We start from the raw sequence: 25659 nt of genomic DNA, 5'->3' as shown, positions 1-25659 counted from the left end.
ATGCAGACTCAACGGGTTTTCGATCCGTGCGATGCGGCACGAAAACCCGTGTCTCTGAAAGCTGGAAATGAACGTGATGCCTGAACAACGGTTCCGAATTCTTCTTGTCGAAGATAATCCCGGTGATGCGTTTCTTGTGCGTACCCTGCTGGAAGAAACCGGTGAGCCGTTTGATATTGAGCATCGAAGCGATCTTGCATCCGCGATGGCGGTGCTAAATGGTGACGGGCCAGAGGCACTGTTTGATGTTGTTTTGCTGGATCTGACATTGCCGGACTCGTCTGGCGTGCAGACCATCAGCCGTGTACGCAGTTGTGCCAATGCGGCACCCGTCGTCGTTCTGACCGGTCACAAGGACGAGGAACTTGCGTTCGAAGCCCTTCAACATGGCGCCGAAGATTATCTGACCAAGGAATTTCCTGATGGTCGGACAATCCGGCGTTCCATCAGGTATGCGATCGAACGGTCGCGCGCCGAACGCGCGCTCAAGGAAAGTGAAGAGCGTTATCGCAAACTGGTCGAGCTGGCGCCAGAGCTTATCTCTGTCCTGAGCGGTGACGAGATCGTCTATATGAACCAGCAGGGTGTCAGCATTCTGGGCGCGCGCGACAGTGATAAACTGGTCGGGCGATCCTTCATGGAAATGGTGCATCCTTCAAGCCGCGAAACGCTTGAGGAATATATTTCGCGTTATCGAAACGGGTATCCGGGGCGTGCGGACTTCACAATCATCTGCCAACGCCCGGAAGGCGAAAATGTCGAGCTGGAAGTCTCGGCCATTGCCTTCACCCACGAGGGGGCGCCAGCCATGCTGATGCTGGCAGAAGATGTTACCGACAAACGCAAAGTTGAACGTCAACTGGTTCAGACATCCAAACTGGCAACGCTTGGCGAAATGGCAGCGTCTGTTGCCCACGAAATGAATCAGCCGCTGAACGTCATCCGAATGGCCGCAGATACCTGCGCCTTGCAATATGATCTGGATGCCGTAAAGCCAGCCTTTCAGCGCGAAAGACTGGCGCTCATCAGTTCCCAGACAGAGCGCATGTCAGAGATCATCAAGCATCTTCAGATATACAGCCGTCCGGATGATGATGATTTTGCGCCGTTCGACGTCATGAAAGCCGTTGAGCGCGCCGTGGACATGGTCGAGCATGACTGCAGATTGTCGGGCATTGCAATTGATGTCGTGTCTCCTCGGCAGCGCTGTTTCGTCAATGGCCGGCAGGTTCAGTTGGAACAGGTTCTGGTCAATATGCTGAGCAACGCGCGCGATGCCATCAATGAAAGCAGCGACGATGCCGGCAGTATCGGAGGTTTGATCCGTGTCAGCGCAATGGTTGACGAAGCGCGGAAGTCATTGAAACTGGCTGTCAACGACAATGGTGGCGGTGTTCCGGAAGCAGCCATTGACTTGCTGTTTCATCCGTTCTTCACGACCAAGGATGTTGGCAAGGGAACCGGACTTGGGCTGTCGGTCAGTTTTGGCATTGTCGAGGCCATGGGCGGCCGAATTGACGTACGAAATGAGGGTGACGGGGCCTGCTTTGAGATCACTCTGCCGCTTGCGGATGTAGACACCACCAAGGAGGGCCATCATTCCGACGCCGGTCAAGAGGACAGCTGGCTGACTAAGGTGCCGCCAAATGCAGAAGCACGCGGTAAAATTCGTGTGCTTGTCGTCGATGACGAACTTGATGCCATGGAAATCATCTCAGGATATCTTGAAGCTCAGGGCTTTAACGTTTCCGCCGCAAATAACGGTGAAGATGCGTTGGCGGTTGCGGCTGTTGTGCAGCCTGACATCCTGATTACCGACATTCGCATGCCACAGATGGATGGCAACGCCTTGGTCAAGGAACTTCGGGAACGCAATCCCGCACTGCCGGTGATTGTCATGACCGGGCACCCGGGCGACGCTGACCGACCGGTTGAGGATGAAGATGGACCAGATGCACCTGTGACGGTGATGTCAAAACCGCTGAACTTAAAGGAACTTCTGGCAACACTTGATGAGCTTTGTGAAGTATTTGCCGCTTAACTTTGACCCGCACGGACCCGTAGGTGTATTTTGCCTGCAAGTGGATTTATGATTTAATTTGAAAAAGAAAAAGCCCGGTATCATGCCGGGCTTTTCTGATTTGTTTGCCTGGAGTTGGCAGTGATTAGGCTTCCCAGCCCAATTGCATGGCAATCTTTACCGCTTGTGTACGGTTGGCAGCGCCAAGCTTCTTGAAAATACCGGTCAAATGGACTTTCACGGTAATTTCGCGAACGGTTAGCTGTTTGGCGATTTCCTTGTTGGAAAGGCCTTTGGTCAGAAGACCCAGAACTTCACGCTCGCGGTTGGTCAACTGCCGCAAGGGGTTGTCTGGTGCAAGGCCGTCAAGGTCAATCTCACCCGGGCGCATCTGCGTGCCATCGTCTTCAAGCAATGCAGACGGAATGTATTTTTCGCCAGACAAAATCAAACGCAGGGCGTTGATCAGGGATTTACCTGACAGCGTCTTGGGCAGATATCCCGACGCACCATGTTCCAGGGCGTTCAGAACGTCGCTGCGTTTAACCGAGCCTGAAAGAATAACCACCGGAATTTCAGGATGTTTCTGGCGCATGACGGTCAGCCCGGACAATCCATTCATGCCAGGCATGTTCAGATCAAGGATGGTCAGTTCGACGTTGGTTTCTCCGTCAACGACGGCAAGTGCTTCTGCGAAGTCTTTCGCCTGCGCGACTTCAACTTCCGGCGCTGCGAGTTTTAGGAAGGAAGTGATCCCGTCTCTGACGAGATCGTGATCGTCTGCTAGCAGGATGTTCATTTTTATGCCGTACCTGTTCTTGTCCAAAGCTCACTGAAATGAATTGGGACCAGCGACTTCGGAAACGCGATCTACAATTGCAATAATATGGTTTCGCGCGGTTCTGATATTTTCAATCCAAGCGTCCCCCCCGGACGCGAGCGCAGCATTCAACAAAACGGTGCCCCTGTCAAACGGCAGGATAGTTTTTGATCGTAGCATCTATCCAGGTGAATAGGTATCCCGACTCAAGGATAAGTATTTCATGGCGCATCGAATAGTATATCAGGGGATCAAAAGGAACCGTGATAGGAAAAGTTACACAGAAATTGATATATTTTGATACGCGCCGTTTTTAAACATGGCCTCGGTATGCGTGGATTCTTCGGTAGTATTGTTTATCTCAATACCATCACTGGTTGCTCTTTGTAAGCTTGCCTGACGGAAGGCTGCCATGTCAGCACCCGATGGTGCGTTTGGTGCCAGTGCTGCATTTTGCAAGGTGGCCAGTGCACGATCACGGTCTTCCGCGCTACCCGACAGTGATACGCTTACATCAACGTGACCACCAATCGCATAAGCGTTACCGTCCGGACCAATCTGATATGTGTATTGCGGCGCAGAGCCATAAGGTCCGGCAGCAGCGGCATGGGCTTCTTCTTCTTGGCGTACTGCTGAATCGCGGGCGCGCAACTGATTGACGACACCTTCTTCAGCCGGGTCGAGATCCTGACTGGATGAAGCACCATTTGCGGTGTTGCCGTTTTCCGAATTGGTTTCGCGTGCCTCGCGGTATTCCGCGCGGCTGACGCCGCCAGCAACTGCTTGTGCCTCGGTGAGGGTACGTGGATCAACAATCCGCGTACGTGCGCCGTCTGAGTCGGCACCAGCAATGGCATATGGCGAAACAGATGACGCATTTCCGCCCTGACGTTGGACTTCCATAGCTTCATATTCGGCCAAAACACGCCCATCAGCAGTTTGTGCGATTTCCCGAACATTCAGGATAACGCCCAAACCGCCCCCATTCGGGTTGGCTATGGTTTGACCAGCTGAAATCATCTGTCTTTACGTCGCTCGTAACTTTAAGACGAAACCTATACGAAAAGACACCGTAGCAGAAAAATGACCGGGAGTCTCGGGTTGCAATAAAGGGTCTTAGGTGTAAGGCGCCTGAGGCGCATTGTCACGGTTGATGGCTTGCGTATCGGTACCCTTGCTGGTATCAAAAATCCCGAATTTCCAACCGGCGCCTGGCGCGCTTCATGCTTTACTTCAATCAGGAATTCCAACGCGCATGTCCGACTTCATCATTCCGGCCAATGAAAAGGTGCTTGTCACGGGTGCCGCCGGTTTTATCGGTTCCCATCTTTGCCTGAAACTGCTGGAGCAGGGGGCGACTGTTGTCGGACTTGATAACGTCAATGACTATTATGACGTTAACCTCAAAGAGGCGCGTCTTGCGCGTTTGGAAGGCAAGCCGGGTTACAAGTTCGTCAGAATGGATCTCGAAAACCGTGAAGGCATTGCAGATCTGTTCGCGACTGAAAAGCCGACTTATGTGGTCAATCTGGCGGCTCAGGCCGGTGTACGTTATTCGATTGAAAACCCGCATGCCTATATTGATGCCAACCTTGTTGGTTTCACCAATATCCTTGAAGGATGCCGCCACAACAATGTGAAGCATCTGGTCTACGCATCAAGTAGCTCGGTGTATGGCATGAATACGGAAATGCCGTTTTCAGTCCATCACAATGTTGACCACCCGATCAGTCTCTATGCGGCATCGAAAAAGGCCAACGAGCTGATGGCCCATACCTATAGCCATCTTTATCGCCTGCCGACGACCGGTCTGCGTTTCTTTACCGTCTATGGCCCGTGGGGGCGACCGGACATGGCGCTGTTCCTGTTCACCAAGGCGATCCTCGAAGGGCGCCCGATCAATGTCTTTAACAAAGGCAAGATGCGTCGAGACTTCACCTATATCGATGACATTGTCGAAGGTGTGTATCGCTGTATCTCGACCGTTGCCCAGCCGAACCCGGACTGGAACTCGGCCAAGCCCGATCCTGCAACCAGTTCGGCACCCTATCGGGTGTTTAATATCGGCAATAACAGCCCGGTCGAGCTGATGTATATGATCGAGACGATCGAAAAGGCACTGGGCAAGACGGCAGAGAAAAACATGCTGCCGATGCAAGATGGTGATGTGCCCGCGACTTACGCCGATGTTGATGCGTTGACCGATGCCGTTGGCTTCAAGCCGGCTACCTCGATTGAAACCGGTATCGGCAACTTTGTTGAGTGGTATCGCGCTTTCTACGGCTAGAGCGCGCGACTTTCCTTAATATCCAGACAAATAAACACCATGTAGGCTCGCATCACTTTGATGCGGGCTTGCAAACATTGTTCTGAAATGTACTTGGAAAATGGTGCACCTGAGTAGAGAAAGTTCGAACTATCTGTTCGAAGTTCTTTCTGAATGGAATCAGGTACTTGAGGCAATCGACGACCCTGTGAACGATCTTCAAATAGACGTTCATAGGGAGGTCGGATGAGCAAGAAGACACCTCCATTCTCCCTCAGACTGACTTTTGAAGAACGCGCTAGGCTTGAAGAGCTGGCTGGCGACATGCCGCTTGGGGCGTATATCCGCCGCAAGGTCTTCGACGGTCAGGGGCTCAAGAAGAAACGTGCACGGGCGCGGTCACGTCGCCCGATCAAGGACGAACAAAAGCTGGCGCAGGTTCTCGCCATGCTTGGCCAATCGAGGATCGCTAATAATCTGAACCAGCTCGCCAAGATGGCCAATCTCGGCACGCTGCCCGTTCTCCCCGATACGGAACGCGACATTCGGCGCGCATGCGCCGACGTGGCGCTGATACGGCGGGAACTTCTTCGCGCGCTCGGCCATCGTACCGATGTGGAGCCGTCATGATCCTGAAAGGATCACAACGAAGCGGCGCAAAGCAGCTCGGACTGCATCTCCTCAAGACCGAAGAAAACGAGCATGTCGAGCTGCACGATATTCGCGGCTTCATGTCCGATGATGTCGTCGGCGCGCTCCGAGAAGCCGAAGCCATCGCCAAAGGCACGAAGTGCCGCCAGTTCATGTTTTCGGTTTCTTTGAACCCGCCCGAGAACGAGCGTGTCCACGTTCGAACCTTCGAAAAAGCGCTTGAAGCCATCGAAGAGAAGAACGGCCTGACGGACCAGCCGCGCGTCGTCGTCTTCCACGAGAAGGAAGGTCGGCGGCACTGTCATGCGGTATGGAGCCGGATCGATCCTGAGACGATGACCGCCAAGCCGATGTCGTTCTACAAGAACAAGCTGCGGGAGGTCTCTCGTCAGCTCTATCTTGAGAACGGCTGGCAGATGCCGCACGGCTTGATCGACCCTAAGGACCGCGACCCCCGCGACTTCTCGCTTGATGAATGGCAGCAGGCCAAGCGGATCGGACGCCATGCGGGCGAATTGAAAGAACTGATACAGGAAGCCTGGGCGACTTCGGACTCAGCGCGCACCTTCGCGCACGCCCTTGAAGAACGCGGCTTCTATCTGGCGCGCGGGGATCGGCGCGGCCATGTGGCTGTAACCTTCGAAGGTGAAGTCATTTCGATCTCACGCGCGACGGGCAAGAAAGCGAAAGAGCTGCACGCCCGTCTTGGAAAGCCCGACGCATTGAACAGCGTTGAGGAGACCCGCAAGCGCATTGCTGAAGATATTCTCCCGCGCATCAAATCGCATGTCGATGAAGCGCGCGCGTCCGCCCATGCCGAGCTCGATCAACTGAATGCGCGCCGCGTGGAGATGGCGAAGGCGCATGCCGTGGAACGCGCCAAACTGGACGCAGGCCAGAAGGCGCGGTTTGAAGCTGAAGCCCGCGCAAGAGCGGATCGCTTCCGCAAAGGAATGATGGGCCTGTGGGATCGTCTGACAGGCAAGCGGGCTCAGCTCGAAAACCAGAACCAGCTCGAAGTGATTTGGGCGCTTCGACGCGATCAGGATCAGCGACAGATGACGATCAACGCGCAACTGCGCGAGCGCGGCGATCTGCAAAAAGAAATCAATGCTGCGCGCACCAAACATGCGCAAGCCTTGCGCGCCCTACATCACGATGCCGCAAATTATCGCATTATGCGCCGTGGTGAAGAGCCTAGGGCAAAGACCGCCTTCGAGCATTTGGATACGCTGCGAGCCGAACCGAAAAAGCAACCGGAGCGTCCACGCTTCGACAAGCTCAAGGAACGCAAGGCCGAGCGTCCGACCCGTTCCACTACGTCGGCGCAAGATCGTTTACGCAAACTGCGCGAGCAAAAAAGAGATGGACCGTCTTATGACGGTCCTGATCTCGACCGATAGAAATCGCTAGAACAATGAAAGCTGGCGTGCAGCTTCTGCGCGCTTCTTCCATTGCGGAGTCTGCGCTTCGTGCTCAAGCCACGCGAGCACGTAGGCAACGGCCCCGCCATATTCGTCTGTGACATCGCTATGCAGATAGTGAGAGCGATAGCCTGTCTCGGTGATGGGGATTATCCCATCGCCGATGACGTTGACTTCGATGTGGTCGAACGTCGACCACTGATGCCGATGATAGCTGATGCTTATCACGACACCGCGCCAGTCGATCTGACTGGAGACTGGGGCGCTCATGAGCGCCCCGCGTCGTTTGCAGGTGAAGCCGTGTCTTCCAGCGGCTCGCGCAAGACGATGCGACCGCCGACAGGCAGGGATTCGAGCTGAAGCGTGTAGCCTTTAGCGTCCTTGTGCATCCAGGCTGCGCCGACTTTATTCCAGAAGGATTTGTCGCCTTTCTGGGTGACGTGCCACGCCAGAAACTCCGGTGCGCGGACCTCGCGTGTGCGCTCTTGAGCGGTTTGGGTGTTGTTGCGTGCCATGAATGATCTCCTTTGTTCGGGTTGGCTTGCTAACGCCCCCCGATGAGACCGAAGGCAAAGGATCGCCGCGTCATGTCCAACACGGGTGAGGCTTCCGCCGAACTGGCGCGGGCAGGATATTGATGCGCGATCCGCTTTCGGTCAGGGGAAAGGCGAATTGCTGCAAGCCACGCGCGGGCAAAGGTCCGTTCATGCTGCGCTAACTGCCGACACCGAAAGTCTGTTCACGCGCCTCGACACGCCACCTTCCGATTGAATTCTAGTGCGTTACCCCGATCCATCAGCGCCTTCACTGGGCCATGGATGATGTGTGCGAGGGCCGAAAGGCCCTGAACGGTTCGGGGCCTCCTGACAATCAACAGGAGGTGACGATGAGACTCATCACACGCTTCGATGCAGCATCGCGCAGCACAGCCGAACTGCATGCACTCTTACGCGAGGCTTTCAACGCCTTTGCTTCCGCTCCTCGCGGATCGATTGAACGCAGCAATGCGCTGGCATCACTGCATAATATTGAGGCCGAACTGGCGGTCCGCCCGCCAGGCCTTTGAGCCTATCAACGCGGCTGGCCCGAAGGCCAGCCGCGAATTTGTTGCAATTACTTTGAAATCCCAGATACGAGTCGACCTGTCTTTCCAGGGTATTGGGCTTTTGGATTTTGACGCCAAAAGAACTCCACGGATACGGGGATGCTCCATTTCTTGGAGAGGCGATCTATTTCCTTCCAGCAATCCTGAGCTGATTGTCCTTGAACGGATATGCCGAAGTCAGGAAGAAACTTGTATCCCTCTTCTTCGTACTGACTGACTTTCGCGGGAATTGACAGCTCTCTAACCAACTTTTCTGCTTTAAGCCCTTTTCCACTAACAGCGCCAATCATCGCGATTAGAATTGCGGACCATCTCGGGTTTTCCAACGGAAAATCATTTACCATGGCCGCCGTAGGTTTCGTGAACGACAATCCAGGCGCAGTATCGAACTGCATTACCTCGTCTTTATTGTGTACGGTTGACGTATCAGGCTCGTCATCTCTCTCCATCCCGAGCTCCTCCATCGCTTCTCGCACAATTCGGTCGATGGTTTCGCTAGGTGTCTTGGTACCAAACCAAGTCGATATGGACTTGAGATCGGCAAAGGTCGCATCGTTTATTCTTACTACAGGCATCATATTTATCTCCTTTATGAAATATGTTACATAAATGATATCGGGAGTCAAGCGGTTTATGTTACATATAACCTAGGGGATTCCTGTGCGTCTTCGCGGCTGCTGGCCCGAAGGCCAGCCGCGAATTTTTCCCGATGATCACGCGACGTTGCTCACTTCTTCGATGACAGGCTGAAGTCCATGCAGGAAATCTGCGGCACGCTGCGCATGCGCTGCGGCGCTGAAGATCGCGCGCTTATCGTTTTGCAGGACCTTGAGCCAGCTCTGAATATACGCCGCATGATCGGCGCGCGGTTCGGGCGCGAGCTCAAGGTCAGCGCATAGAAATGCTGCACCAAGTTCGGCGACTAGCTCTTCGCGCGCATAGCCTTCATCGCCCCAACGCTTGCGTCCGAATTCGCGGTCAAGGCGCTTGGGGTGCTTGGTCCAGTGAGTCAGCTCGTGCGCCAAAGTTGCATAGTAGGCTTCGGGACTCCTGAAGGTCTCGAAGTACGGCATTTGCACATGATCACTGCCGCCGCTGTAGTGGGCAGAGTTGCCGCCGTGGCGAATGTCCGCGCCCGTGCTCGCAAAAAACTCTTCAGCATGCTGAATGCGGCGCGCGGGATCGATGATCGCTTTCGGCTTGGTGTAGTAGTGCTCAGGCAAGCCCTCGATCTGCTCGACATTGAAGACGCTGTATCCCTTCATGAACGGGATTTTATGCTCCTCTTCGCTGCCGTCGTCCCGTTCCTCGGTCTTGGTGATCGTGTTCGCATAGACGACCAGATTGCCGCGCTCGCCTTTGCGAACATGCGCGCCTAGTTCTTTGGCCTGTTTGAAGGTCATCCAATAAGGGGAAACATAACCCGCCTCGATGCTCGCGCCCCAAAGCATCAGGATATTGATGCCGCTATAGGGCACGCCGTTATGGCGCAGAGGCTTAGTGATCTTGCCTTCCATGTTGCGCGCGCTCCATGGCTTTAGCCATGTCAGCTCGCCTTGCTCAAGATCGGCAATGATTTTGTTGGTAACCCTTTCATAAATGTCGGTTTTCATCTTTGTCCCCTTTCTTGGGTAGTCGGTTGCGCATGCAACCGGACTAGGCCCGCGCCAATGAGCGGGGGGACGGCCGTCCAGACCGAAAGCCATGGAAGAGGTGCGGGCGCAGGCGCAGCCGAGCCACGGGCCATGGCTTTCGCCCGAAGCCAAAGCGAAGGGCTTGGTCTTGACGGAGGACGGGGCCGCAGGCCCTCGAAACGAAAAGGAAGAAGTCAGCCCTTCAGGGCTGTCAGATGATGCGCAAGGGATCGAAGCCGCATGGCCGAGACGGCTCGCTGGCTCGGTTCACGAGAGCCCGCCCCCGAATATGTTGAGGGGGTGCGCCCGATAGTTGAAAGAGATGGTGGAATCCTGATCTACTGAAGTCTGTTTGAACGTACAAAACAGATATCAAAAATGTCAAAAGACGCGCAAAACAGAAAAACGATTGGTATTCTCGCTTACGGCTCACTGATTTCCGATCCGCGTATCGAGATCGAAACGCACCACACTGAAGTCATCAAAGACGTGATGACACCGTTCCACGTCGAGTTCGCGCGTAGCAGTTCTGGTCGAGGCGGTGCACCAACGCTTGTCCCCCTTTTAAGCGGCGGCGCTCAGGTCGTGGGCCAGGTCTTCGTGATGAATTTGTCCGAAGAGGAAGCGACCCACATCCTTTACAGGCGGGAAATCGGCAGGCAAGGCCAAACCGACCGTCTCTACAAACGTCCGAAAGTTGTGACAGAGAAGAATGTCTTGGTTGAACGTCTGACTGACTTCGCAGGACTGGACGTTGTTTTGTACACACAGATCGCCGCGACAATTACTCCTCTGACGGCTGAAAGGCTTGCCGATCTAGCCATAGCAAGCGTTGCGAAAGCTGACGCGGGACTCGACGGCATCACATATCTGAAAGCCGCGAAAGAGAGCGGCATAGTCACCGCTCTCTCTCCCTCATATGAGACGGAAATTCTTCGCAAGACAGACTGCGAGACTTTGGAACAAGCGCTTGCTAAGCTTCAAAGTCAGTGACCGTCGCCGCCGCGATGAATGACGCCGTGCTCGGTGTAGGCATCCAGTATCATCTGAACATACTCCCGCGTGCTTGTCGTCACGTGCCCTAGATTGGGCCATGCAAACGGGAATGTCATGCTAGTCACGGCAAGCTCAAGCTCAGAACCCAACATCTTTGCAACAGCCATCGCGGCCTCAGGGTCTTTGTCTTCGGGCCAAAGGTCCTCATCCAGTACAATAGAGGTGTCACCCTCTTCATCAACGTAAATCTCCGCCAAGAGTGCACCGATACGTTCGGATGGAGTGGCTGCATCTTCCAGCAACGCAGTGCGCAAAAGCAAGGCGGTGCTCTCTTCGTTGAGGTTCAGTTTGGGTCGTGAGTCCACGACTTCGATCCGTGGCTCAGGTCGTGCCAGAGTGCCCGAGACACTGACAGGTTTCGTTTTTATATCATCCCCGCCGAGCCAGTCAGATGATGAGAAGATGTCGATAGGTGCTGCTCCGCAGCCAGGACAGTGCCAGAGATTCTCGGCGAGTTGCGTGCCTGTGATTTCACCGTCGCAGTGAAGACAGAACCACGCAGCTGCCCGATCCCCGAACAGCGGATGAGCGACCACCCCTTCTGCATCAGGCTTTGTGGAGCGCCTCGGCCAGTCTGTTGCAATGCCCGCGCGAACCTTTGCCGCCTCTTCATCGGCGATCACGAGCGCCGCGTCCAAAAACTCACGGCCCCGCACGGGGCTTGTATCCGAATGCGGCTTTTCGATCTCGACGACGGGTTGGGCAAACTGAGCCTCGCCTACGAGGATGCGCCAGCCTTCACCCTCCATGCGGATATCTCCGAAGACCTCGTAGACAGAGAACGCATGGTCTCCGATCTTGCCTTGTCTGACGGGTTCATCAACGGGCCGCGCAAAACTTGCTTCGATGAAGCTATGTTTCTTGTACCCATCCTGATGAACTTGGCGCGCAAACGCTTTGGCACGGGACACTTCCTCTTCGGAAGGAAGCCATCCCGCTTTGGCTTTCTTCGCTGCTTCGCTCCAATGTGCAAAGCCGAGCTCGGTAGCCAACGCGTCAAGCGCCTTGTGTAGGGGCAACCTGTTGGCACGCGCGTAGCGCTTGGCGAGTGTTTTGAGTGTTTGGATTTCGTTCTTGATAGTCATGGTACAGTTCCCAAATGGGGATCCGACTAGGTGCCCGCTACTAACCAGATCCCGACAAATGGACTGGAATTTTCATGTATCGATGAAAGTGCTGCGTTGCTTTGCGTGGCGGACACACCGGCATGCACCTAAGGCCAAGTTCAGCGTGCAGGATTCTTTGAAGATCGTCAAGCAATGCCTAAAGTTGCCCGACTACGAGGCTGTCATAGAAATCAAATTGGGAAGAATCCGTAGCGTCCACTGTTCGGATTCTTACTGAAGAAACTACACTGCCCATCTTCCCGAATGGCGCTTGGAGGGTCAACGTTCTCCAATATGATGAGCTGCCGACCAGATATCGCATGAAGCTGTTCATAGAAACGTTGATGAACATCTGTACCCGTAAGATCATCTTCATCGCCGTCAGGTTCCCGGTATGCAAGCAAGGGTGTATCCAAAACAGCAAAGCCAGGATGAGAAAGGTCGTTTCGTTTCGTGAATTCTAGTAGCGAGACGGTAAACGCTGCATACGAAAGAGCGCGCATACCCTTTCCGCGAGCACCTCTAGGCTTTCCTGAAATTACGAAATCTCGCGACGGCTGATCAAAGTAAACTCTGTCAGCGTCAGGGAAGTTCCAATTCTTCAGAGTTTCTTCATAGACTTTCGAGAACGAGTTAAGTGTACTCAAAGACAAGTCTGAGGCGGGCTCATTTTGCGAGGGTGTTGTCTCAGGAGAGGCTTCGAGTTCAGCTCGACGTTCTTCCAATTCGGATATCGTCGATAGTATCCTTAACGCGGCTTCGACTGACGACCGACGATTGAGCAACTCGGTATATGCTGCTCTTTGGGACTTCAGCTCTGGGTTGATCTCTTGAAGCTCGCCGACGGCAAGCTCAAGCTGCTCACCTAGCTGCGGAGCGAGCGTTTCGTACTCCTGCGCCTCGGCGTTCAACTGCGAAACGGTGTCGGCCAACTCCGCCCTCAGTTTTCTGATTTTCTCCACTTCCGCATTCGCCGCTTGAATAACGGCCTCGACATTGCCGTCACAATCGCCGTCTAAATGCTGTTCATTCGGTTCTGATCCACAAAGCGGGCACTTCTGAGCATCGAGGGCTGAGACCAAAACCCCACTCTCGCGAATACCTTCGAGGCGAACGAGATCGGATTGGTAATGATCATCAAGCAATTGGAACCTCTTCAGAAGTTCGGATATCTCAGCTCGCCGCTCCCGCGCTTCCTCCAATGCACGCCTTGCTTCGTTACGGCGGGACGCAACTGCACGATATTCCTCCTCAGACTGATCAAGAGCATCCTTCTCACGATCCAATGACTGGTCGAGACGTTGCACTTGATCCAAGAGATCAGCTTCATCGTCATCTTCACCGATGAGGCCAGTTAGACGTTCTTTGTTTTCTATAATAAGGTCGTCTATGACTTCGATTTTGGCGGTTCTCGATAAACGCTTGGTCCGCTGTGCTTCTTCGGGTTCAACAGCGCTATCGTCGTTACCTGTCAGAAGGAGTTTGAAGGTGGATAGCTCTACCGTACGGCTCGTGAACTGCCCTGTTTCTATCGGGGAACCTTCCTTCTGAATTTCACCCTCTGAGATCAAGCAAAGATGGGCTAGATTTCGGAAGCTCAGCGTATTCGTTTCTCCTCTCGCGTTCTTGCGAATTCGCTTTCCTGCTAACCCGATCTTGTCCAGCAAGAACATGGACACATTCTCGCGGTTGGTTGGGTTGTGCCTTGGTCCGAGAGTTTTTGCTTCGACATCTTGAGGACGGGAAATGTGCAATCCGTCATAGCATCTAAACCCGCCACCAGCGGCAGCTCGCTCAAGTGTAAACTGAGACCCGTCAGCTTCCTCAATTCCCAGAAAAATCGTTTCATAACCTACGCGCTCGGGAATATCGCGGAGCGCTTTGCTCGACCCCAGCATGAAATCGATAGCCTCAACAAGAAATGATTTTCCTGTCTCCGAAGCTCCATGAATGACGTTCAGGCCAGAATTGAACGCCAGATGAGCGGTCTCCTTCTTCGGACCCGTGAAAGCGATGTGCCGCAGGATGAGACGATTAACTGTCATTGCTCACCCGCCAGACTTTTTTGCGGGGCTTGAAATTGTTCAATCCACTGTTCGAAATACTCGCCGACTCTAGCCTTCAAATCCGCATCGGGTAGGTCCCCAAACTCACGCACAACCCACGCTGCGCGATCTACCAGTATGCGGATGTAGTCGCTGGTTAGGCTCGAAAGAAAAGTCTCGGCAAAGTCACCCGCCGCGAAGACGATGCCAGAATCATCGACGTGTCTGCTCACGAGTCCTTTGCTGACCATCAACAACAGGCCACGTTCGACCAGACCACGGCGCACCAGAAGCTCCGCCGTTCGCATTGGAACCGCAGCATGTAGACTCGTTGGTCCGCCAACGTCCCCTGTGTGGACGACGAGGTGATCGAACGTCACCAATCTTTGAAGATCAAAGGATCGAGGATATGCTGCAACCAACAAGCTGACCGAGCGAAGGCCTGTTTCAAGTGCCGAATTGAAGGGTCGGTTTCTGTCGCGTTCATCGGTCATGGTTTCACCCACTTAAGGCGATCGTCATTCGCAAGCTGATGGCAGATACCTTTCTTGTCCTGGATCTTCGTGACGCTGATCAATCCATTTGCCGTTAAAGGTAATTGCGCTGCCGCCTGTGTTACGGCGTTTACCCGAGAGAGGCCACTGTCATGTGCCGCCCCTTCGACTTCAATGACGCCCGAGAAGACCTCATCTTGCAAATCCTCAAAGGTGCCTTGGGGCACGTTGTCACGCGCAAAATTTCGCAGTGACTCGGCGTGATAGAAGACTTCGCGTTGCCGATTGAAATGCGCGACGAGTTCGGGCCAAGCAGCCAGAGCCGATGTGTCAGCACACGGTTGACCGTTGTGATCGCCGTATGCATCGAGGAGCTGTTGGAGATATCTGCTTTCGTTTGGGTCTGGCTCTTCGGGCGGTGTCTCAGCGGATGGGCGGTCCGGTAGACCGCCGCCAAACCGTGCCGCAAAATACGGTGTCTTCCTGTGTTCCTCGATTATGTCCAAGGTCGGTTTGAATGTGAAGATCGAAAAGTCGAAGGCCTCCACATAGGCAAGGAAATCGCCTTCCAGCGGAATCGTCTTTGTAGACGTAATGGAATCGGCGCACCAATCATCCCATTTCTCGAATAACTTACTCTTTAAGTCCGCGCTGTTAAGGAGGAGCTTTTTCAGGCTCATCCCGCAATCTTTTGGGGCAATAAAGTAGTATTTGCGTGGCGGGGCGAAGCGTCCTTCCGAAGCATGCCAGATGCACTTTCCAATCTCTGGAATAGCAGTGCTTGGCGCTATGGCGTTGCTGTAGTGTTTGCACTGGTGGTTATCCCATGCGCCTTGAAAGCCTTCGTCGTCTGTAAATCCGGCGACGTCTATGCCCATATCTGCCGATGCAGAAAGCCGCGTGACAATCTTGTACTGCGTGCGCTGATAGTGAGCCCATTCCTCGACAAATGCCTCCCAGTCGTCAGCGGAAAACAGAAAGATTTGCTGTTGCGGCGGAATCAATTTGCCGTGGACGATCTTTCCCGAGGACACGCCGCCTTGCGAAGTCGGTTCGGGAATATCCTCGGTCAAAATCTTAAAAGTATCCTTCGAAACGTCGTTCATCCCGCCTTCCTTTCCACAAGACGGGCTTGCTGCGGATCGTATACGTAGCCCTTGATGCTACCGTCTTTGATCCGCTCGACGGCTTCATCGACCACATTGAACGGCACAAGAAACCACTCGCGAGGGACAACAGGATTGCCAAAGCGATCCTTGATCTCGATGTCGAGACGGGCCGGATCGAAGATGCGGTGAATCAGGTTTTCGAGCTTCGTTCGGTTGATGTTGTAGAGTTCATAGGTCGCAACAACCTCGACATCAGCCAGCAAGAACGTGGCGTCTATCTTTGCATTGGCGATGCGCCGCTCGACCTTTCCACTTGTTACGCCGATCTTGTGGAGCACGTTGCGATGCTCCTTCACAATCGGAAGATCGGACTTGCTGCGGAGGACGTAGATCGTGCCGCTCGCCTCATCGCCGTCAGCCGTATGGTCGGCGAAGAGCGGTCCTGCCGAGGAGTCCGTAATTCGACGGCCTGCATCATCCTTATGAAGCGCTCTCTGTAGGGAGCGCATGAGCATATTGCTCTCGGTGCCGTTGTCGAAGATCACGCGCAAACGGGCATCGGTCATGCCTTGCGCCGTCAGGAACGCTTCGTCCATTTCTGCAACATAGGCTTTTTGTCCGCCTACGATAAAAAAGCGTCCTGGCGCGATCTCGGCCTTGCGTTCAAAGGGCCGTGTCGTTCGCATGCCTGTATCAATTTCGTTCTGAACCTGCTCGAACAACGGCTTGAACCGTTCGAAGTCTTCACACTTCTGGCGATTGGCGATCTCTTCCGCCGCCTTCTTTTCAGCGCTGGACCTCACATGACGTAGTTCGGTGATGTCCGAAGTTTCCGCCTCGACGCCGAGTTCGGCCAGAAGCGCTTCGTCATCAATGTCGTCGTCGATGGACGTGGCGACTGGACCGCTAGCGTCCAGCAGACCGTCTTTGTCAATCGGCTCTAGGAGCTGCCTGAACTCGCCAAGCTCTCTCAACCGATCAAGACGAACCGCGTAGAGCCGTTCGAAGATGTTCTTATCTTCGCCGTGCTGCGGTGGATGACCGTGCTCTTCGACGAAGCGTTGGATTTCTTCAAACCCCGCGATGACACGTTCTTCCTGCGGCGTTCTCGCAGCGACCTTCTTGGCCTCGACCTCGACCCCGAGTTCGGCAAGCAGCGCATCGTCTTCTTCAGTGAACTGCTTAGCCATCAGCAGCCTCGGATTTCATGCGAGCCAGATAGGCTACACCTTCGGCCATGCGCTTCTCCCACGCATCGGGCGAGGTGATCGACGGCAGCCTGCCGCGCTCCTGTTTGAACTTCAGCGCCCGCTTGGCCAGATCACGCGCTTCTTCAGGCGTTAGCTGCACCTTTTTCGCGGAGATGATGGCCGCAACCTGTTTCAGACTTTCCTCGCTCATCGTCTTTGCGAGGATCGCGTAGGCTTCACTGAATGGATTGATGCGGTCGATCAGGTCGATGTCGAGTTCACGAACATCCATCGCGAACTTCCGTACTCCATCGATCAGAGCCGTGTTGGCTTTGTCTTCGCCGTCGTCTTCCTTGAGTGCTGCTTCTTTGGCTTTCTGGGTCAGATTGAGAGCGGCGATGGCGTGCTGGCGGACAGCTTCCTGATCTTCGTCATCCAGCTCGGGGTATTTGTCTTTGATGATCTTGCCCATGCGGACCTGCGTCAGCTCTTCGGGCACAAGCTCTTCGTCGAACATTCCCCGTTCGACCGTCGGTTTGTCCTGCACGAAGGCGGCGATCACCTCGTTCAGGTCCTCCTGACAGATGCGCTCGGCTTCTTCGCTCTTTGGCTCAGTGAGCCCCTTGATCTCGATCTGGAACTGGCCGCTCTCTTCGTTGAAGCCGACATTGCATTCGCCTTCTTTGTAACCGCCTTCACCATAGTCGAAGCCCTCGACAGGTCCACTGTCTGCGCGTTTCGGGGTAAAGTTGAAGCGAGGGGCGAGAACCTGCTCCATTAACAGGCTTGCGGCGATGGCCTTGAGCGTATCGTTCACCGCTTCGGTAACGGCATCTTCCGATGCGTCCGGTTCGGCAATCAGGTTGGTGAAGCGGGCGCGGCTCTTTCCAGGGGCGTCGCGGGTCGCTCGCCCAATGATTTGAACGATCTCGGTCAGGCTAGCGCGATATCCGACCGTCAGGGCATGCTCGCACCAAACCCAGTCAAAGCCCTCTTTGGCCATGCCAAGCGCAATGATGATGTCTATGTGGTCGCGGTTGTTCTTCTGGGCGGGGTCTTTCAGCGCAGCTGAAACCTTGTCGCGCTTGGCGGCTTCGTCATCGACCAGATCGGCGATCCGCAGGATGCGTCCGTCCGATGTCTTGACCAACTGGAAGCCCGTCGCAGGGTCCGTACCTTGCCAGTCGCCCAACTCGTCGATGATGTGCTCGACTTCGCGGTGCTTGTCCTTAGTGCTCTCGCGGGAATTGACACTCGGGATGTGGATGATGGTCTTCTCGTTCGGATCGAGAACCTTGAGGATGTCATCCGCATACGCACCCGAGTAGAAGAAATAGCCGATATCGAGCTGCTTCAGATACTTGTAGCCGTTTAGCTGCTCATAATAGGTGTAGGTAACCGTATCAAACCTGGCCTCGTCATGCGGCATCAGAACAGGCTCGGCGTCGCCTCGGAAATACGAGCCCGTCATCGCAACGACATGAACCTTGTCCCGTCCGATCAACTCGGTGAGTTGCGCGCCAAGCTTGTTCTCAGGGTTTGCGGAAACGTGGTGGAATTCATCCACGGCGATCAGACAGTCATCAAAAGCCTCAATGCCGAACTTCTCAATGGCGTTTCGGAACGTCGCGTGCGGACATACCAGAACTCGATCATCACCCTTTAGGAAGGAGCCAACCGAGTCGGCCTTGCTGCCGTCCGACCCTGGCGCGTTGCAAAGGTTCCATTTCGGCTCGACATGCCAGTCGGTCCAGAAGCCGAACTTGGATAGCGGCTCGTCGGCAAAGCTCGACCCGATGGATTTCTCTGGGACGGTGATGATGGCCTTGCGCAGGCCCTGATTGTGCAGTTTGTCCAGCGCTACGAACATCAGCGCACGGCTCTTGCCCGATGCGGGCGGTGACTTGATCAGCAGATACTGCTCGCCGCGCTTCTCATAGGCGCGTTCCTGCATCGGTCGCATGCCCAACTCATTCGATTTGGTCGAATTGCCATTCTGGGCGTAGGTGACTGATACGGAGGGGGCGGTTTTCTCGCTGCTCATTGGTTATGCCTTCATTCGAGTATTCGTTCTTTTCAAATCATTTGCTGTCGTCATCTTTGTGTAGAGTTCGAACAACTTTTCCAAACGCTCAGTATCGTTCCTGAAACGACGGCCTATATAGACGCGTTCGAGCACTTCATCATTGCGATCATGGGCGGCGCGCAGATCAGGTGGCATCATGGCTTCACCATCCTTCACTTCGTAAAGGTCGGCGATGGTTGCAGGGAAATGCGCCTCTCGCGCCAAAAGGATGTCCTCCGCGCAGCGCGCCAGGTCGGCTTTGTTTTTCTCTGTCAGTGATGGAAGTGGGAACGTGTTCCACCCAAGCGTATTAGAGTATGAATAGTCAGTACGCAGACGCCCGCAGATCGTATCAATCCATGACAAATGCAGCTTTGAAGAGATTACTGAAAGTGCCCAAAGAGGGCCATTAGAAATAAAGAATGCCTTGTTAGTCGGAACAACTGTTGCATCAGCTAGGCCAGCCGGAAAGTACTCGCGATTTTCGGAAGATACTATGGGAACGAATATTTTTGATGCGTCATCTCCCTTCCGTTCTCGGAATTGATGAGGTTTGGCCGCGAGCTTATTCACAGCCTTGTCATCCGTTTCCAACCTGTCGCGCCGGACACTTTCAATCCTTTGCCGGACACCAACATATTTAGAGACCTCTTCCAACTCGTTGTCGTCAATCCACAAGCAAAACCGTTCTTTGCCATTGATGAACTCAGTTGATCCAAGGAAGCGCCGAACAAAATGAAGCGGCAGCCCTTCTTGCCGCAACGTGTCCTTATCCTTTGAGTCGAGAATCAAACCACCTGACTTTGAATAGTAGACGCCATAATCCATCGCGACCTTAGAAAAGATCGGCCTTCTGGAAGCTGGGACAACAGAAATATTATGCTCGGTAAGGTAGGGGTTAATGTTTGCTACTTCGCGGCGGTTCTCGCCGGAATAAATCCATCGCGGTCCACCCGCTTCGCGGTCAACGCCCGTCACGACAACCGTGACACCCGCCTTGTTGGCCGCGAGGTTTGACCATGTGAAGGATGTATGAGCGAAGCGGATACGAAACCCTCTCTTCAGAAGCAAATCCCATGTTATAGGGACTTGCTGACCTTGGCATATGCTGTTGGTAGCCACGAACGAGAATGGTGCATGGCATACGTCGTTGAAGAGTGCGGCTTTCATAAGCCACGCTCCTACATAGTCAACGTTCTTCCATTTCGATGTAAGTCCACCAAATACCTGTTGCAGGTCTTCTTTTTCATGCGGCTTTTGTTTGCGCGTCCCCTTGAACGGCGGGTTTCCGCAAATGTAGGTCTCTCCACCTTCATTCTCGAAGTCGATCTCGGCTTGATCGATGGGTGACATAAACAAGTCGTCGGCATGGTGCTTCACCCCAGTCCCAGTCGGTGGGCAAATGCTAAGCCAGTCTAGCCGCAAGGCGTTTCCGCATGTTATCCAGTTCATGGCGTCGAGTGGGAGGAAGTCACGAAGGGCTTCACGTTGCCCGCGGTAAAGCACGTCGCACTGATATTCAGCGATTATGAGCGCGAGGCGGGCAATCTCGGCTGGGAAATCACGGAGTTCAATCCCTCTAAAATTTGTCAGCGGGATTTCGGATCGTCGATCCGTCTCGTTGCGTCTTTCGTTGATCTCGGCCTCGATGGCGCGCATTTCCTTGTACGCGATGACAAGGAAGTTGCCCGATCCGCAGGCGGGATCGAAAACCCTGATCTTGGCCATGCGGTTGCGAAGATTGAGCAGCTTGCGGGCATTGTCGCCCGCCTCTTCAAGTTTCTCGCGTAGATCGTCGAGAAACAGCGGATTGAGGACCTTCAAGATGTTCGGAACGCTGGTGTAGTGCATGCCTAGAGCGCCGCGCTCTTCGTCGTCGGCGACGGCCTGGATCATCGATCCGAAGATGTCAGGATTGATCTTCTTCCAGTCGAGATTGCCAATATGAAGGAGGTAGGACCGTGCGATCTTGCTGAAGCGTGGGACGTCAACGCTCTCTGAGAAGAGCCCGCCGTTCACGTAGGGGAAGCTGTTGGCCCAGCGAGCGATACCTTCCTTCTCACGGTCAGCAACTTTTGTGTTCATGGATCGGAACAGCTCGCTGATGATTTCATGCGTATTTGAGCTGTCTTTCTCGCTCATCCGTTCGATGGTGGCCGTGAACTGATCAGCCTCAGTGAAGATGTCAGTGTCTTCCGCGAAAAAGCAAAAGATCAGCCGCGCCATGAAGTGGTTCATGTCGTGGCGGCGATCCGCCGTGCCCCATTCAGGGTTGTCCTTCAGCAATTCGATATAGAGACGGTTCAGACGACCCGTCGCCTTGATGTCGAAGGCGCTTTCACGGATTTGTTTGACTGTGCTGATGCCCGCGAGCGGAAGGAAAAAGCCAAAATGGTCGGGGAAGTCGGGGTAGTTGCAGACGATGACCTCGCCGCTGTTCAGGTCTTCAGCCTGAAAGTCCTTCCCATCGGTGGCGAGAATGAATTTTGCGCGGGCTTTTGTCGTCGCAGGACTGGCCTTGAGCGCCGCAAGGGCTTCTACGACCGCGCCATTTTCAGCAACCATGAGGTGGATGTTGTTGGTCTGAAGAACGCCGCCAACATCCGACTTGTTGGACGCGCCGGAACGCAAGCGTTTGATCGTCGTAGCCTTGTTGCCGAACGCCTCCAGGAACGCGAAGGGGAACTCTTCGGCGTCGAACGGCTGCTCGGCAAGTTTGGATATGGCCTCTTCGATCTCAACGGCGTTCAAGGTTTCGTCCTTTGTTTTTGTCGTTGGCTATAGTCTGCTCGTTGCGCTCGATATACTCACGCATGAACTCTCGGATCACTTGCGAGGCGGGCCTGTCCTGCTCGCGGCAAAGTTCGAGGAACTTCTCGCGGAGCTGACGCTCGACCCTGATGCGCATTCCTGAGTCTTTCATGCGATGAGTGTAGCCTTTGGATACACAATGTGCCAACGGTATTTCGAGGATTCCTCCACAGACCATCGCCGCATCCAAGGGCGCTCCCCTTGGTCGAAATCCAGTGGCGAAACGGTGACGCCCATCCAACTTGCGCAAGGTTGGCCCATGTATCCAAAGAGCACGGGGAGACTCTTGGTCGTAGGTATCGGGGCGCGACAGACTTGATCGGCATCCAAACCGCGCAGGGTTGGTCTCCATGAAATGGTCATGGGGGTATCGGTGGGAGCAGGAACGCTCCCCCGATTGGCAGGTGTCGGGGGCTATTACCCTGACGAGTGGATTTCACAAGGGGCGCGATAGCCCCTTTGATCGATGGGTGCAGGGAGAGCGAAGTCTCCCGCGAGTGATGGAACGGCGAAACGTTCTGATGGCTCTGGATGGGTTCAATGCCCAGGAAGAGCCAAGGCCGGAGGGATGCAACGGGAGCGCGCAGCGGGCTCCCTTGCCAAGATTGCGGTGTAGTACACCGCACATCTTGCGGGTCGGACTTATTGATATAATTGGGAAAACAGGTGATTTCAGCGTGGTGGTGATCGAAGGAAAGATTTTGACGAGGTTCTGCGGACCGTTGCTCAGAGAGCGTTCTCGGGAGGTTGGAACATCGCGTCTTTCAGATATCCCGCAGTGACCTGATCATTACGGGCATTCGCGTGTTCGATGGGTCGTCGGTCCATCTCATCTCGTATCCAAGCAACTTGCGGATGAATCTCCATAGATACCCGTACGAAGTCAGCGTGACCTAACGCTGCCGCCACGTGCACGGGCGTCATCAAATCTGGCTCTCGCTGATGGTCTAATCGTTGTCCGCTTTGCAGAGCAAACGCCAACTCCTCTAGATCATTGTTTTCAGCAGCACGAAATATATCTGGCGGCACATGTTCCGTGCCCGATTTATCATTCGGCATTACATCTTTTATTTTACCCAAAACTGTACCCCCTTACAAACTTTGCGATTTCCGAGGGGTCGATATCTGTGCGTATTATAGAGTGCTCTTCGTTCTGGACTTGGTGATGGTTGAACATACCAATTTCGCCGTGGGACATCCTTGGCGTCTCGCCGTCCCGAAAATTTTGCGACCAAAGAGTGAGATAGATTCCCTTTAGCGGTTGATTAAAGACGAGTGGCAAGGACTCGCGGACGGTACGATGATCTCGGCGAGCCACCATACTGAATGACCAATTCATCACAGCCAGTTCGTCATCGACATCTTCGATGAAACAGGATGTCTGGAATGCATACCCCGTGACGAACGTACTCAGCTTGTCGTTTCGCCAATCATATCGTTTCAATAATTCGGCAGACAGAGTTTCCTCGCTGGCAAGCTCATGTTCGATGAGGTGGTCGGCGTAGGCCCTACTGCCGAAGGCGAGCGTGACGGGCGCAACCCCTTGCCTGAATTCCTCGATCAAAAGAAGGAAATGATAGCCTAGAGCTGGATCATCCTGGCTTGTGTGAAACCCATCTCTGATGCAAAGCCAAACAGTGTTTGAGAGTTCGGCCCGCTGCCATGCGGTATCCGTGGTTTGGCTATGGCTGCTGAAGTCGCGAAACGCTTGAAGCTGATATTGCCGTTTCGAGTCCCTGATCGACAGGTCAAGCGCCTGACGCTGCTCCACGGGAATCTTGGTTTCGATGAACCGATCCACAAAGTAGAACTTATCATCGCCTATTTGGTGCGTTGCGTTTTCCCCAAGCCAATTCTTCAGGTCGGCACGAGAAAGCAAACGATCCTCGCGTGGGGGCGCGGCGTTCTTTCGTTGTGGCGTCCAGCCTGAAGCCTCTATCAACGCAGCATCTTCGCGCTCCATGATTTCATCGCGCAGCGCCTGTGGAGAAAGCACCTTCTCTGACATCAAGCCTCGGAGCAAGTTGCGGGCGTATTCCTTCTGGGCATCCGGATAGTACCTGATCGTGCGCATCTCAAAGCCTCTATCAGGATCTGAATGCGCATCTGCGGCAAATCCTTTGCCGTTGTTTTTGAACGCTTCTCTTGGAAACAGCGGCAACACATTGCCCTGCAAGTTCTGATCTTTCGTTTCACTATCGTCGCACATACCGAGTCTGCCGGAGATTTCGCCTGAATGCATTCTCCCGACAGTTTCGGCGCAACCAGTCCCGTCGTCAATCGAACGCAGGGTTGGCCAACGGACTGAAGTGACAGGAGCCAAGACTATGAACTATTCCCTTTGCGCACGCTGCCTTAGCTTGGGTTACTGCAAGAACAGCACACGCCAGCTCGTTCGAGATGCGCAACTGGAAGACCCCGAGTATCTCCGCGACCTTCGCAACTTTGCTGCCAGCTTGAAGATCAGCGCCGATCACTGGCTCGACTATCTGATGGACATGTATCGAGACTTTTCGGGGCGGATCGTCTCAAACGGGCAAGATGTCTTTCTGGACACTGAGGTGTTCGAAACTGACAGCATTCGGGAGTGGCTGCGGGACTGGGCCTGCGCTTCGATTCCAGATCATGTTCGGCCTCGCCTACGTGAGGAAAGCCGTGAACGCATCAGGGTATTGGCGACGATACTTTCTACACGCTTCCCGTTCGAAGCAGGACTTTGGGGAGTGCGTGCCGCTAACGATAACAGACCTCCGTCTGCTAGTCGCTGAGGGCGTACTGATGAACAGCGCAAAAAAAAATGTCAGCCTATTCCCCCTGATCGGCATTGGGACTTTGGCAAGGTGCAATCGTCGGCAATCAAGTTCGACGGCAACATCAAGGTCTACGCATGTCATTTATGAAAAAGCATCAGGATGCAGGCCGGTCGATCTTCATGTCGTCCATCCAAGGTCTCGCGAACACTTTGGCGCTGCTCATCACGTTCTTGGGTGCGCCGCCTCTCTACAGCAACACTATCGGCTGGGTGCAGGTCTTCGTTGTCCGTCACTACGGATACGGCGTGGAAAGCGTGACCGTCATCGTCTGGGGCGGCGTCTGCGCCGCCCTGGTCTTCTTCATCTCCCGCGCATCGATCTCGACGGCGTTGGTGATGGGTGGGATCGCACTCGCGACCCGCTTTCTGTGAACCATGAAAAGGAGTTCGACAATGTTCACGAAACATCGCCGCGTCGGCGGCATCTACAAAAAGGAAACCGACTGGGGTGCCGTCTTCGGTGTCGCGTTCTGGGTCTTTGTGATCCTCGCGATCCTCGGTTCGCTCGGCGGCTGAGCGAGCACTCCATTTGGATCAATGCCTGAGCTTTGGAAACAAAGCTCAGGCAACGAGGAGAAGTCTTATGCAAGATGATCTGATCATCCGAATTTTCCGCGCTTACGAGAAGCTCCAAAACGCCAAGAAGGCGCTGCTGGATGAACTCGAAAGAAAGCTCCATCCCTTTCTGGAAGTGCTGGGCGCAATCATCATGTTCGCTCCGCTACTGTGGTTTTTTTCGCTTCTATTCGGCGCGAGCGAATAACGATGGGCACTATTCAGATTGACTTTGTTGTGCCGGAAATGAAGCCGATTTTCGAGCGCTTCAAACTCATTTTCGAGCCAAGCTCGGCCAAATCAGACATTCCCTCCGACGTAAAGGTTTGTGTCTGGATACGGATGATCAATGCCTTTCATCCCACCGTAAAGCCTCGCGAAATCCGCTCGCATTTTATTAAGTGTTTTCATCCCGACGCGGGCACGCACGTCCTGACAATTCCCGAAAAGACGAAGGTCATGGCCACGCATGACCGCATATTCAAAGGACAGTAGA

27 protein-coding genes are annotated in these 25659 nt (G+C 54.2%); 11 read left to right on the top strand and 16 right to left on the bottom strand.

Annotation, left to right across the window (positions count from 1 at the left end):
* The first annotated feature begins 76 nt into the window (after window positions 1-76).
* On the top strand, window positions 77-2041 hold the full coding sequence (locus TH2_RS17615) for a response regulator (RefSeq protein WP_008891796.1): 1965 nt from the start codon (window positions 77-79) through the stop codon (window positions 2039-2041).
* A gap of 124 nt (window positions 2042-2165) precedes the next feature.
* Here the strand turns inward: TH2_RS17615 and TH2_RS17610 are convergent, their stop codons facing one another.
* Window positions 2166-2819, bottom strand: coding sequence for a response regulator (locus TH2_RS17610; RefSeq protein WP_008891795.1), 654 nt, complete (start codon window positions 2817-2819; stop codon window positions 2166-2168).
* 297 nt (window positions 2820-3116) lie between these two features.
* Complete coding sequence (locus TH2_RS17605) at window positions 3117-3860, bottom strand: putative metalloprotease CJM1_0395 family protein (protein ID WP_008891794.1); 744 nt, start codon at window positions 3858-3860, stop codon at window positions 3117-3119.
* 235 nt (window positions 3861-4095) lie between these two features.
* Here TH2_RS17605 and TH2_RS17600 point away from each other — a divergent pair, with 235 nt between their 5' ends.
* From TH2_RS17600 to TH2_RS17590, 3 genes are all read left to right on the top strand, one after another.
* Window positions 4096-5127, top strand: a complete 1032-nt coding sequence (locus tag TH2_RS17600; protein ID WP_008891793.1) for an NAD-dependent epimerase — start codon at window positions 4096-4098, stop codon at window positions 5125-5127.
* 225 nt (window positions 5128-5352) lie between these two features.
* Window positions 5353-5736, top strand: coding sequence for a plasmid mobilization relaxosome protein MobC (mobC, locus tag TH2_RS17595; RefSeq protein ID WP_008891792.1), 384 nt, complete (start codon window positions 5353-5355; stop codon window positions 5734-5736).
* The gene (locus TH2_RS17590; RefSeq protein ID WP_008891791.1) at window positions 5733-7160 is read left to right on the top strand and encodes a relaxase/mobilization nuclease domain-containing protein; all 1428 of its coding nucleotides are present in this window, start codon (window positions 5733-5735) and stop codon (window positions 7158-7160) included. Before mobC ends, TH2_RS17590 begins: the two co-directional genes overlap by 4 nt.
* Window positions 7161-7166: 6 nt before the next feature.
* On the opposite strand, the gene TH2_RS17585 is transcribed toward TH2_RS17590, so the two are convergent.
* Both TH2_RS17585 and TH2_RS17580 read right to left on the bottom strand, forming a co-directional pair.
* A complete protein-coding gene (locus TH2_RS17585) occupies window positions 7167-7451 on the bottom strand; it encodes a hypothetical protein (protein WP_008891790.1) in 285 nt (94 codons plus the stop codon).
* Window positions 7448-7696 (bottom strand): hypothetical protein, encoded by a 249-nt coding sequence (locus TH2_RS17580; RefSeq protein ID WP_008891789.1) that lies wholly within the window; start codon window positions 7694-7696, stop codon window positions 7448-7450. Before TH2_RS17580 ends, TH2_RS17585 begins: the two co-directional genes overlap by 4 nt.
* Window positions 7697-8067: 371 nt before the next feature.
* Between TH2_RS17580 and TH2_RS17575 the strand changes: the two genes are divergently transcribed.
* Window positions 8068-8247, top strand: coding sequence for a hypothetical protein (locus tag TH2_RS17575; RefSeq protein WP_008891788.1), 180 nt, complete (start codon window positions 8068-8070; stop codon window positions 8245-8247).
* A 47-nt stretch (window positions 8248-8294) separates the two neighbouring features.
* Here the strand turns inward: TH2_RS17575 and TH2_RS17570 are convergent, their stop codons facing one another.
* A complete protein-coding gene (locus TH2_RS17570; RefSeq protein WP_008891787.1) occupies window positions 8295-8864 on the bottom strand; it encodes a T4SS efffector SepA family protein in 570 nt (189 codons plus the stop codon).
* Window positions 8865-8999: 135 nt separating this feature from the next.
* The gene (locus tag TH2_RS17565; protein ID WP_008891786.1) at window positions 9000-9899 is read right to left on the bottom strand and encodes an ArdC family protein; all 900 of its coding nucleotides are present in this window, start codon (window positions 9897-9899) and stop codon (window positions 9000-9002) included.
* Between the two features lie 399 nt (window positions 9900-10298).
* Here TH2_RS17565 and TH2_RS17560 point away from each other — a divergent pair, with 399 nt between their 5' ends.
* Window positions 10299-10913, top strand: coding sequence for a gamma-glutamylcyclotransferase family protein (locus TH2_RS17560; RefSeq protein WP_008891784.1), 615 nt, complete (start codon window positions 10299-10301; stop codon window positions 10911-10913).
* Here the strand turns inward: TH2_RS17560 and TH2_RS17555 are convergent.
* The 10 genes from TH2_RS17555 to TH2_RS17510 all read right to left on the bottom strand — a co-directional run bounded on the left by TH2_RS17555 (window position 10907) and on the right by TH2_RS17510 (window position 24038).
* Entirely contained in the window at window positions 10907-12061 is a 1155-nt protein-coding gene (locus TH2_RS17555; RefSeq protein WP_008891783.1) for a P-loop NTPase family protein, read from the bottom strand. The two genes, TH2_RS17560 and TH2_RS17555, sit on opposite strands and share 7 nt — an antisense overlap.
* Before the next feature lie 212 nt (window positions 12062-12273).
* On the bottom strand, window positions 12274-14127 hold the full coding sequence (locus TH2_RS17550) for an SMC family protein (RefSeq protein WP_008891782.1): 1854 nt from the start codon (window positions 14125-14127) through the stop codon (window positions 12274-12276).
* Window positions 14124-14621, bottom strand: a complete 498-nt coding sequence (locus tag TH2_RS17545) for an ABC-three component system middle component 2 (protein ID WP_008891781.1) — start codon at window positions 14619-14621, stop codon at window positions 14124-14126. Before TH2_RS17545 ends, TH2_RS17550 begins: the two co-directional genes overlap by 4 nt.
* A complete protein-coding gene (locus TH2_RS17540; RefSeq protein WP_008891780.1) occupies window positions 14618-15727 on the bottom strand; it encodes an ABC-three component system protein in 1110 nt (369 codons plus the stop codon). The genes TH2_RS17545 and TH2_RS17540 overlap by 4 nt, the downstream gene beginning before the upstream one ends.
* Window positions 15724-16920, bottom strand: a complete 1197-nt coding sequence (locus tag TH2_RS17535; RefSeq protein WP_008891779.1) for a GIY-YIG nuclease family protein — start codon at window positions 16918-16920, stop codon at window positions 15724-15726. The genes TH2_RS17540 and TH2_RS17535 overlap by 4 nt, the downstream gene beginning before the upstream one ends.
* Window positions 16913-18964, bottom strand: a complete 2052-nt coding sequence (locus TH2_RS17530) for a pseudomurein-binding repeat-containing protein (protein ID WP_008891778.1) — start codon at window positions 18962-18964, stop codon at window positions 16913-16915. Before TH2_RS17530 ends, TH2_RS17535 begins: the two co-directional genes overlap by 8 nt.
* A gap of 3 nt (window positions 18965-18967) precedes the next feature.
* The gene (locus TH2_RS17525; RefSeq protein WP_008891777.1) at window positions 18968-21736 is read right to left on the bottom strand and encodes a class I SAM-dependent DNA methyltransferase; all 2769 of its coding nucleotides are present in this window, start codon (window positions 21734-21736) and stop codon (window positions 18968-18970) included.
* A complete protein-coding gene (locus TH2_RS17520; protein ID WP_238538728.1) occupies window positions 21723-21986 on the bottom strand; it encodes a hypothetical protein in 264 nt (87 codons plus the stop codon). The genes TH2_RS17525 and TH2_RS17520 overlap by 14 nt, the downstream gene beginning before the upstream one ends.
* Window positions 21987-22522: 536 nt before the next feature.
* Window positions 22523-22876: an ankyrin repeat domain-containing protein gene (locus TH2_RS17515; protein WP_008891775.1), complete on the bottom strand. Its 354-nt coding sequence runs from the start codon at window positions 22874-22876 to the stop codon at window positions 22523-22525.
* Window positions 22869-24038: a hypothetical protein gene (locus tag TH2_RS17510; protein ID WP_008891774.1), complete on the bottom strand. Its 1170-nt coding sequence runs from the start codon at window positions 24036-24038 to the stop codon at window positions 22869-22871. The genes TH2_RS17515 and TH2_RS17510 overlap by 8 nt, the downstream gene beginning before the upstream one ends.
* 85 nt (window positions 24039-24123) lie before the next feature.
* Here TH2_RS17510 and TH2_RS17505 point away from each other — a divergent pair, with 85 nt between their 5' ends.
* From TH2_RS17505 to TH2_RS17490, 5 genes are all read left to right on the top strand, one after another.
* On the top strand, window positions 24124-24564 hold the full coding sequence (locus TH2_RS17505; RefSeq protein WP_008891773.1) for a hypothetical protein: 441 nt from the start codon (window positions 24124-24126) through the stop codon (window positions 24562-24564).
* A 119-nt stretch (window positions 24565-24683) separates the two neighbouring features.
* Window positions 24684-24980 carry a hypothetical protein gene (locus TH2_RS17500; protein ID WP_157194219.1) on the top strand — a complete coding sequence of 99 codons (297 nt, stop codon included), beginning with the start codon at window positions 24684-24686 and terminating at the stop codon, window positions 24978-24980.
* 21 nt (window positions 24981-25001) lie between these two features.
* Window positions 25002-25124: a hypothetical protein gene (locus TH2_RS21905; protein ID WP_008891771.1), complete on the top strand. Its 123-nt coding sequence runs from the start codon at window positions 25002-25004 to the stop codon at window positions 25122-25124.
* Window positions 25125-25191: 67 nt separating this feature from the next.
* Window positions 25192-25371: a hypothetical protein gene (locus TH2_RS17495; RefSeq protein WP_040824487.1), complete on the top strand. Its 180-nt coding sequence runs from the start codon at window positions 25192-25194 to the stop codon at window positions 25369-25371.
* A 2-nt stretch (window positions 25372-25373) separates the two neighbouring features.
* Window positions 25374-25658: a hypothetical protein gene (locus TH2_RS17490; protein WP_008891770.1), complete on the top strand. Its 285-nt coding sequence runs from the start codon at window positions 25374-25376 to the stop codon at window positions 25656-25658.
* Window position 25659: the final 1 nt, after the last annotated feature.

Origin of the sequence: Thalassospira profundimaris WP0211 (genome assembly GCF_000300275.1) — a bacterium.
Taxonomy (GTDB): domain Bacteria; phylum Pseudomonadota; class Alphaproteobacteria; order Rhodospirillales; family Thalassospiraceae; genus Thalassospira; species Thalassospira profundimaris.
The sequence above is the reverse complement of the archived record's forward strand: the minus strand, read 5'-3'. Positions and strand labels throughout refer to the sequence as shown.

Bases quoted from the DNA above. Each gene is read 5' to 3' on its own strand.
- TH2_RS17615 (WP_008891796.1), top strand. From the start codon at position 77: ATGCCTGAACAACGGTTCCGAATTCTTCTTGTCGAAGATAATCCCGGT.
- TH2_RS17490 (WP_008891770.1), top strand. From the start codon at position 25,374: ATGGGCACTATTCAGATTGACTTTGTTGTGCCGGAAATGAAGCCGATT.
- TH2_RS21905 (WP_008891771.1), top strand. From the start codon at position 25,002: ATGTTCACGAAACATCGCCGCGTCGGCGGCATCTACAAAAAGGAAACC.
- TH2_RS17545 (WP_008891781.1), bottom strand. From the start codon at position 14,621: ATGACCGATGAACGCGACAGAAACCGACCCTTCAATTCGGCACTTGAA.
- TH2_RS17580 (WP_008891789.1), bottom strand. From the start codon at position 7,696: ATGGCACGCAACAACACCCAAACCGCTCAAGAGCGCACACGCGAGGTC.
- TH2_RS17495 (WP_040824487.1), top strand. From the start codon at position 25,192: ATGCAAGATGATCTGATCATCCGAATTTTCCGCGCTTACGAGAAGCTC.
- TH2_RS17605 (WP_008891794.1), bottom strand. From the start codon at position 3,860: ATGATTTCAGCTGGTCAAACCATAGCCAACCCGAATGGGGGCGGTTTG.
- TH2_RS17560 (WP_008891784.1), top strand. From the start codon at position 10,299: ATGTCAAAAGACGCGCAAAACAGAAAAACGATTGGTATTCTCGCTTAC.
- TH2_RS17585 (WP_008891790.1), bottom strand. From the start codon at position 7,451: ATGAGCGCCCCAGTCTCCAGTCAGATCGACTGGCGCGGTGTCGTGATA.
- TH2_RS17535 (WP_008891779.1), bottom strand. From the start codon at position 16,920: ATGGCTAAGCAGTTCACTGAAGAAGACGATGCGCTGCTTGCCGAACTC.
- TH2_RS17570 (WP_008891787.1), bottom strand. From the start codon at position 8,864: ATGATGCCTGTAGTAAGAATAAACGATGCGACCTTTGCCGATCTCAAG.
- mobC (WP_008891792.1), top strand. From the start codon at position 5,353: ATGAGCAAGAAGACACCTCCATTCTCCCTCAGACTGACTTTTGAAGAA.
- TH2_RS17555 (WP_008891783.1), bottom strand. From the start codon at position 12,061: ATGACTATCAAGAACGAAATCCAAACACTCAAAACACTCGCCAAGCGC.
- TH2_RS17530 (WP_008891778.1), bottom strand. From the start codon at position 18,964: ATGAGCAGCGAGAAAACCGCCCCCTCCGTATCAGTCACCTACGCCCAG.
- TH2_RS17565 (WP_008891786.1), bottom strand. From the start codon at position 9,899: ATGAAAACCGACATTTATGAAAGGGTTACCAACAAAATCATTGCCGAT.
- TH2_RS17600 (WP_008891793.1), top strand. From the start codon at position 4,096: ATGTCCGACTTCATCATTCCGGCCAATGAAAAGGTGCTTGTCACGGGT.
- TH2_RS17540 (WP_008891780.1), bottom strand. From the start codon at position 15,727: ATGAACGACGTTTCGAAGGATACTTTTAAGATTTTGACCGAGGATATT.
- TH2_RS17500 (WP_157194219.1), top strand. From the start codon at position 24,684: ATGTCATTTATGAAAAAGCATCAGGATGCAGGCCGGTCGATCTTCATG.
- TH2_RS17510 (WP_008891774.1), bottom strand. From the start codon at position 24,038: ATGCATTCAGGCGAAATCTCCGGCAGACTCGGTATGTGCGACGATAGT.
- TH2_RS17505 (WP_008891773.1), top strand. From the start codon at position 24,124: ATGAACTATTCCCTTTGCGCACGCTGCCTTAGCTTGGGTTACTGCAAG.
- TH2_RS17610 (WP_008891795.1), bottom strand. From the start codon at position 2,819: ATGAACATCCTGCTAGCAGACGATCACGATCTCGTCAGAGACGGGATC.
- TH2_RS17575 (WP_008891788.1), top strand. From the start codon at position 8,068: ATGAGACTCATCACACGCTTCGATGCAGCATCGCGCAGCACAGCCGAA.
- TH2_RS17550 (WP_008891782.1), bottom strand. From the start codon at position 14,127: ATGACAGTTAATCGTCTCATCCTGCGGCACATCGCTTTCACGGGTCCG.
- TH2_RS17590 (WP_008891791.1), top strand. From the start codon at position 5,733: ATGATCCTGAAAGGATCACAACGAAGCGGCGCAAAGCAGCTCGGACTG.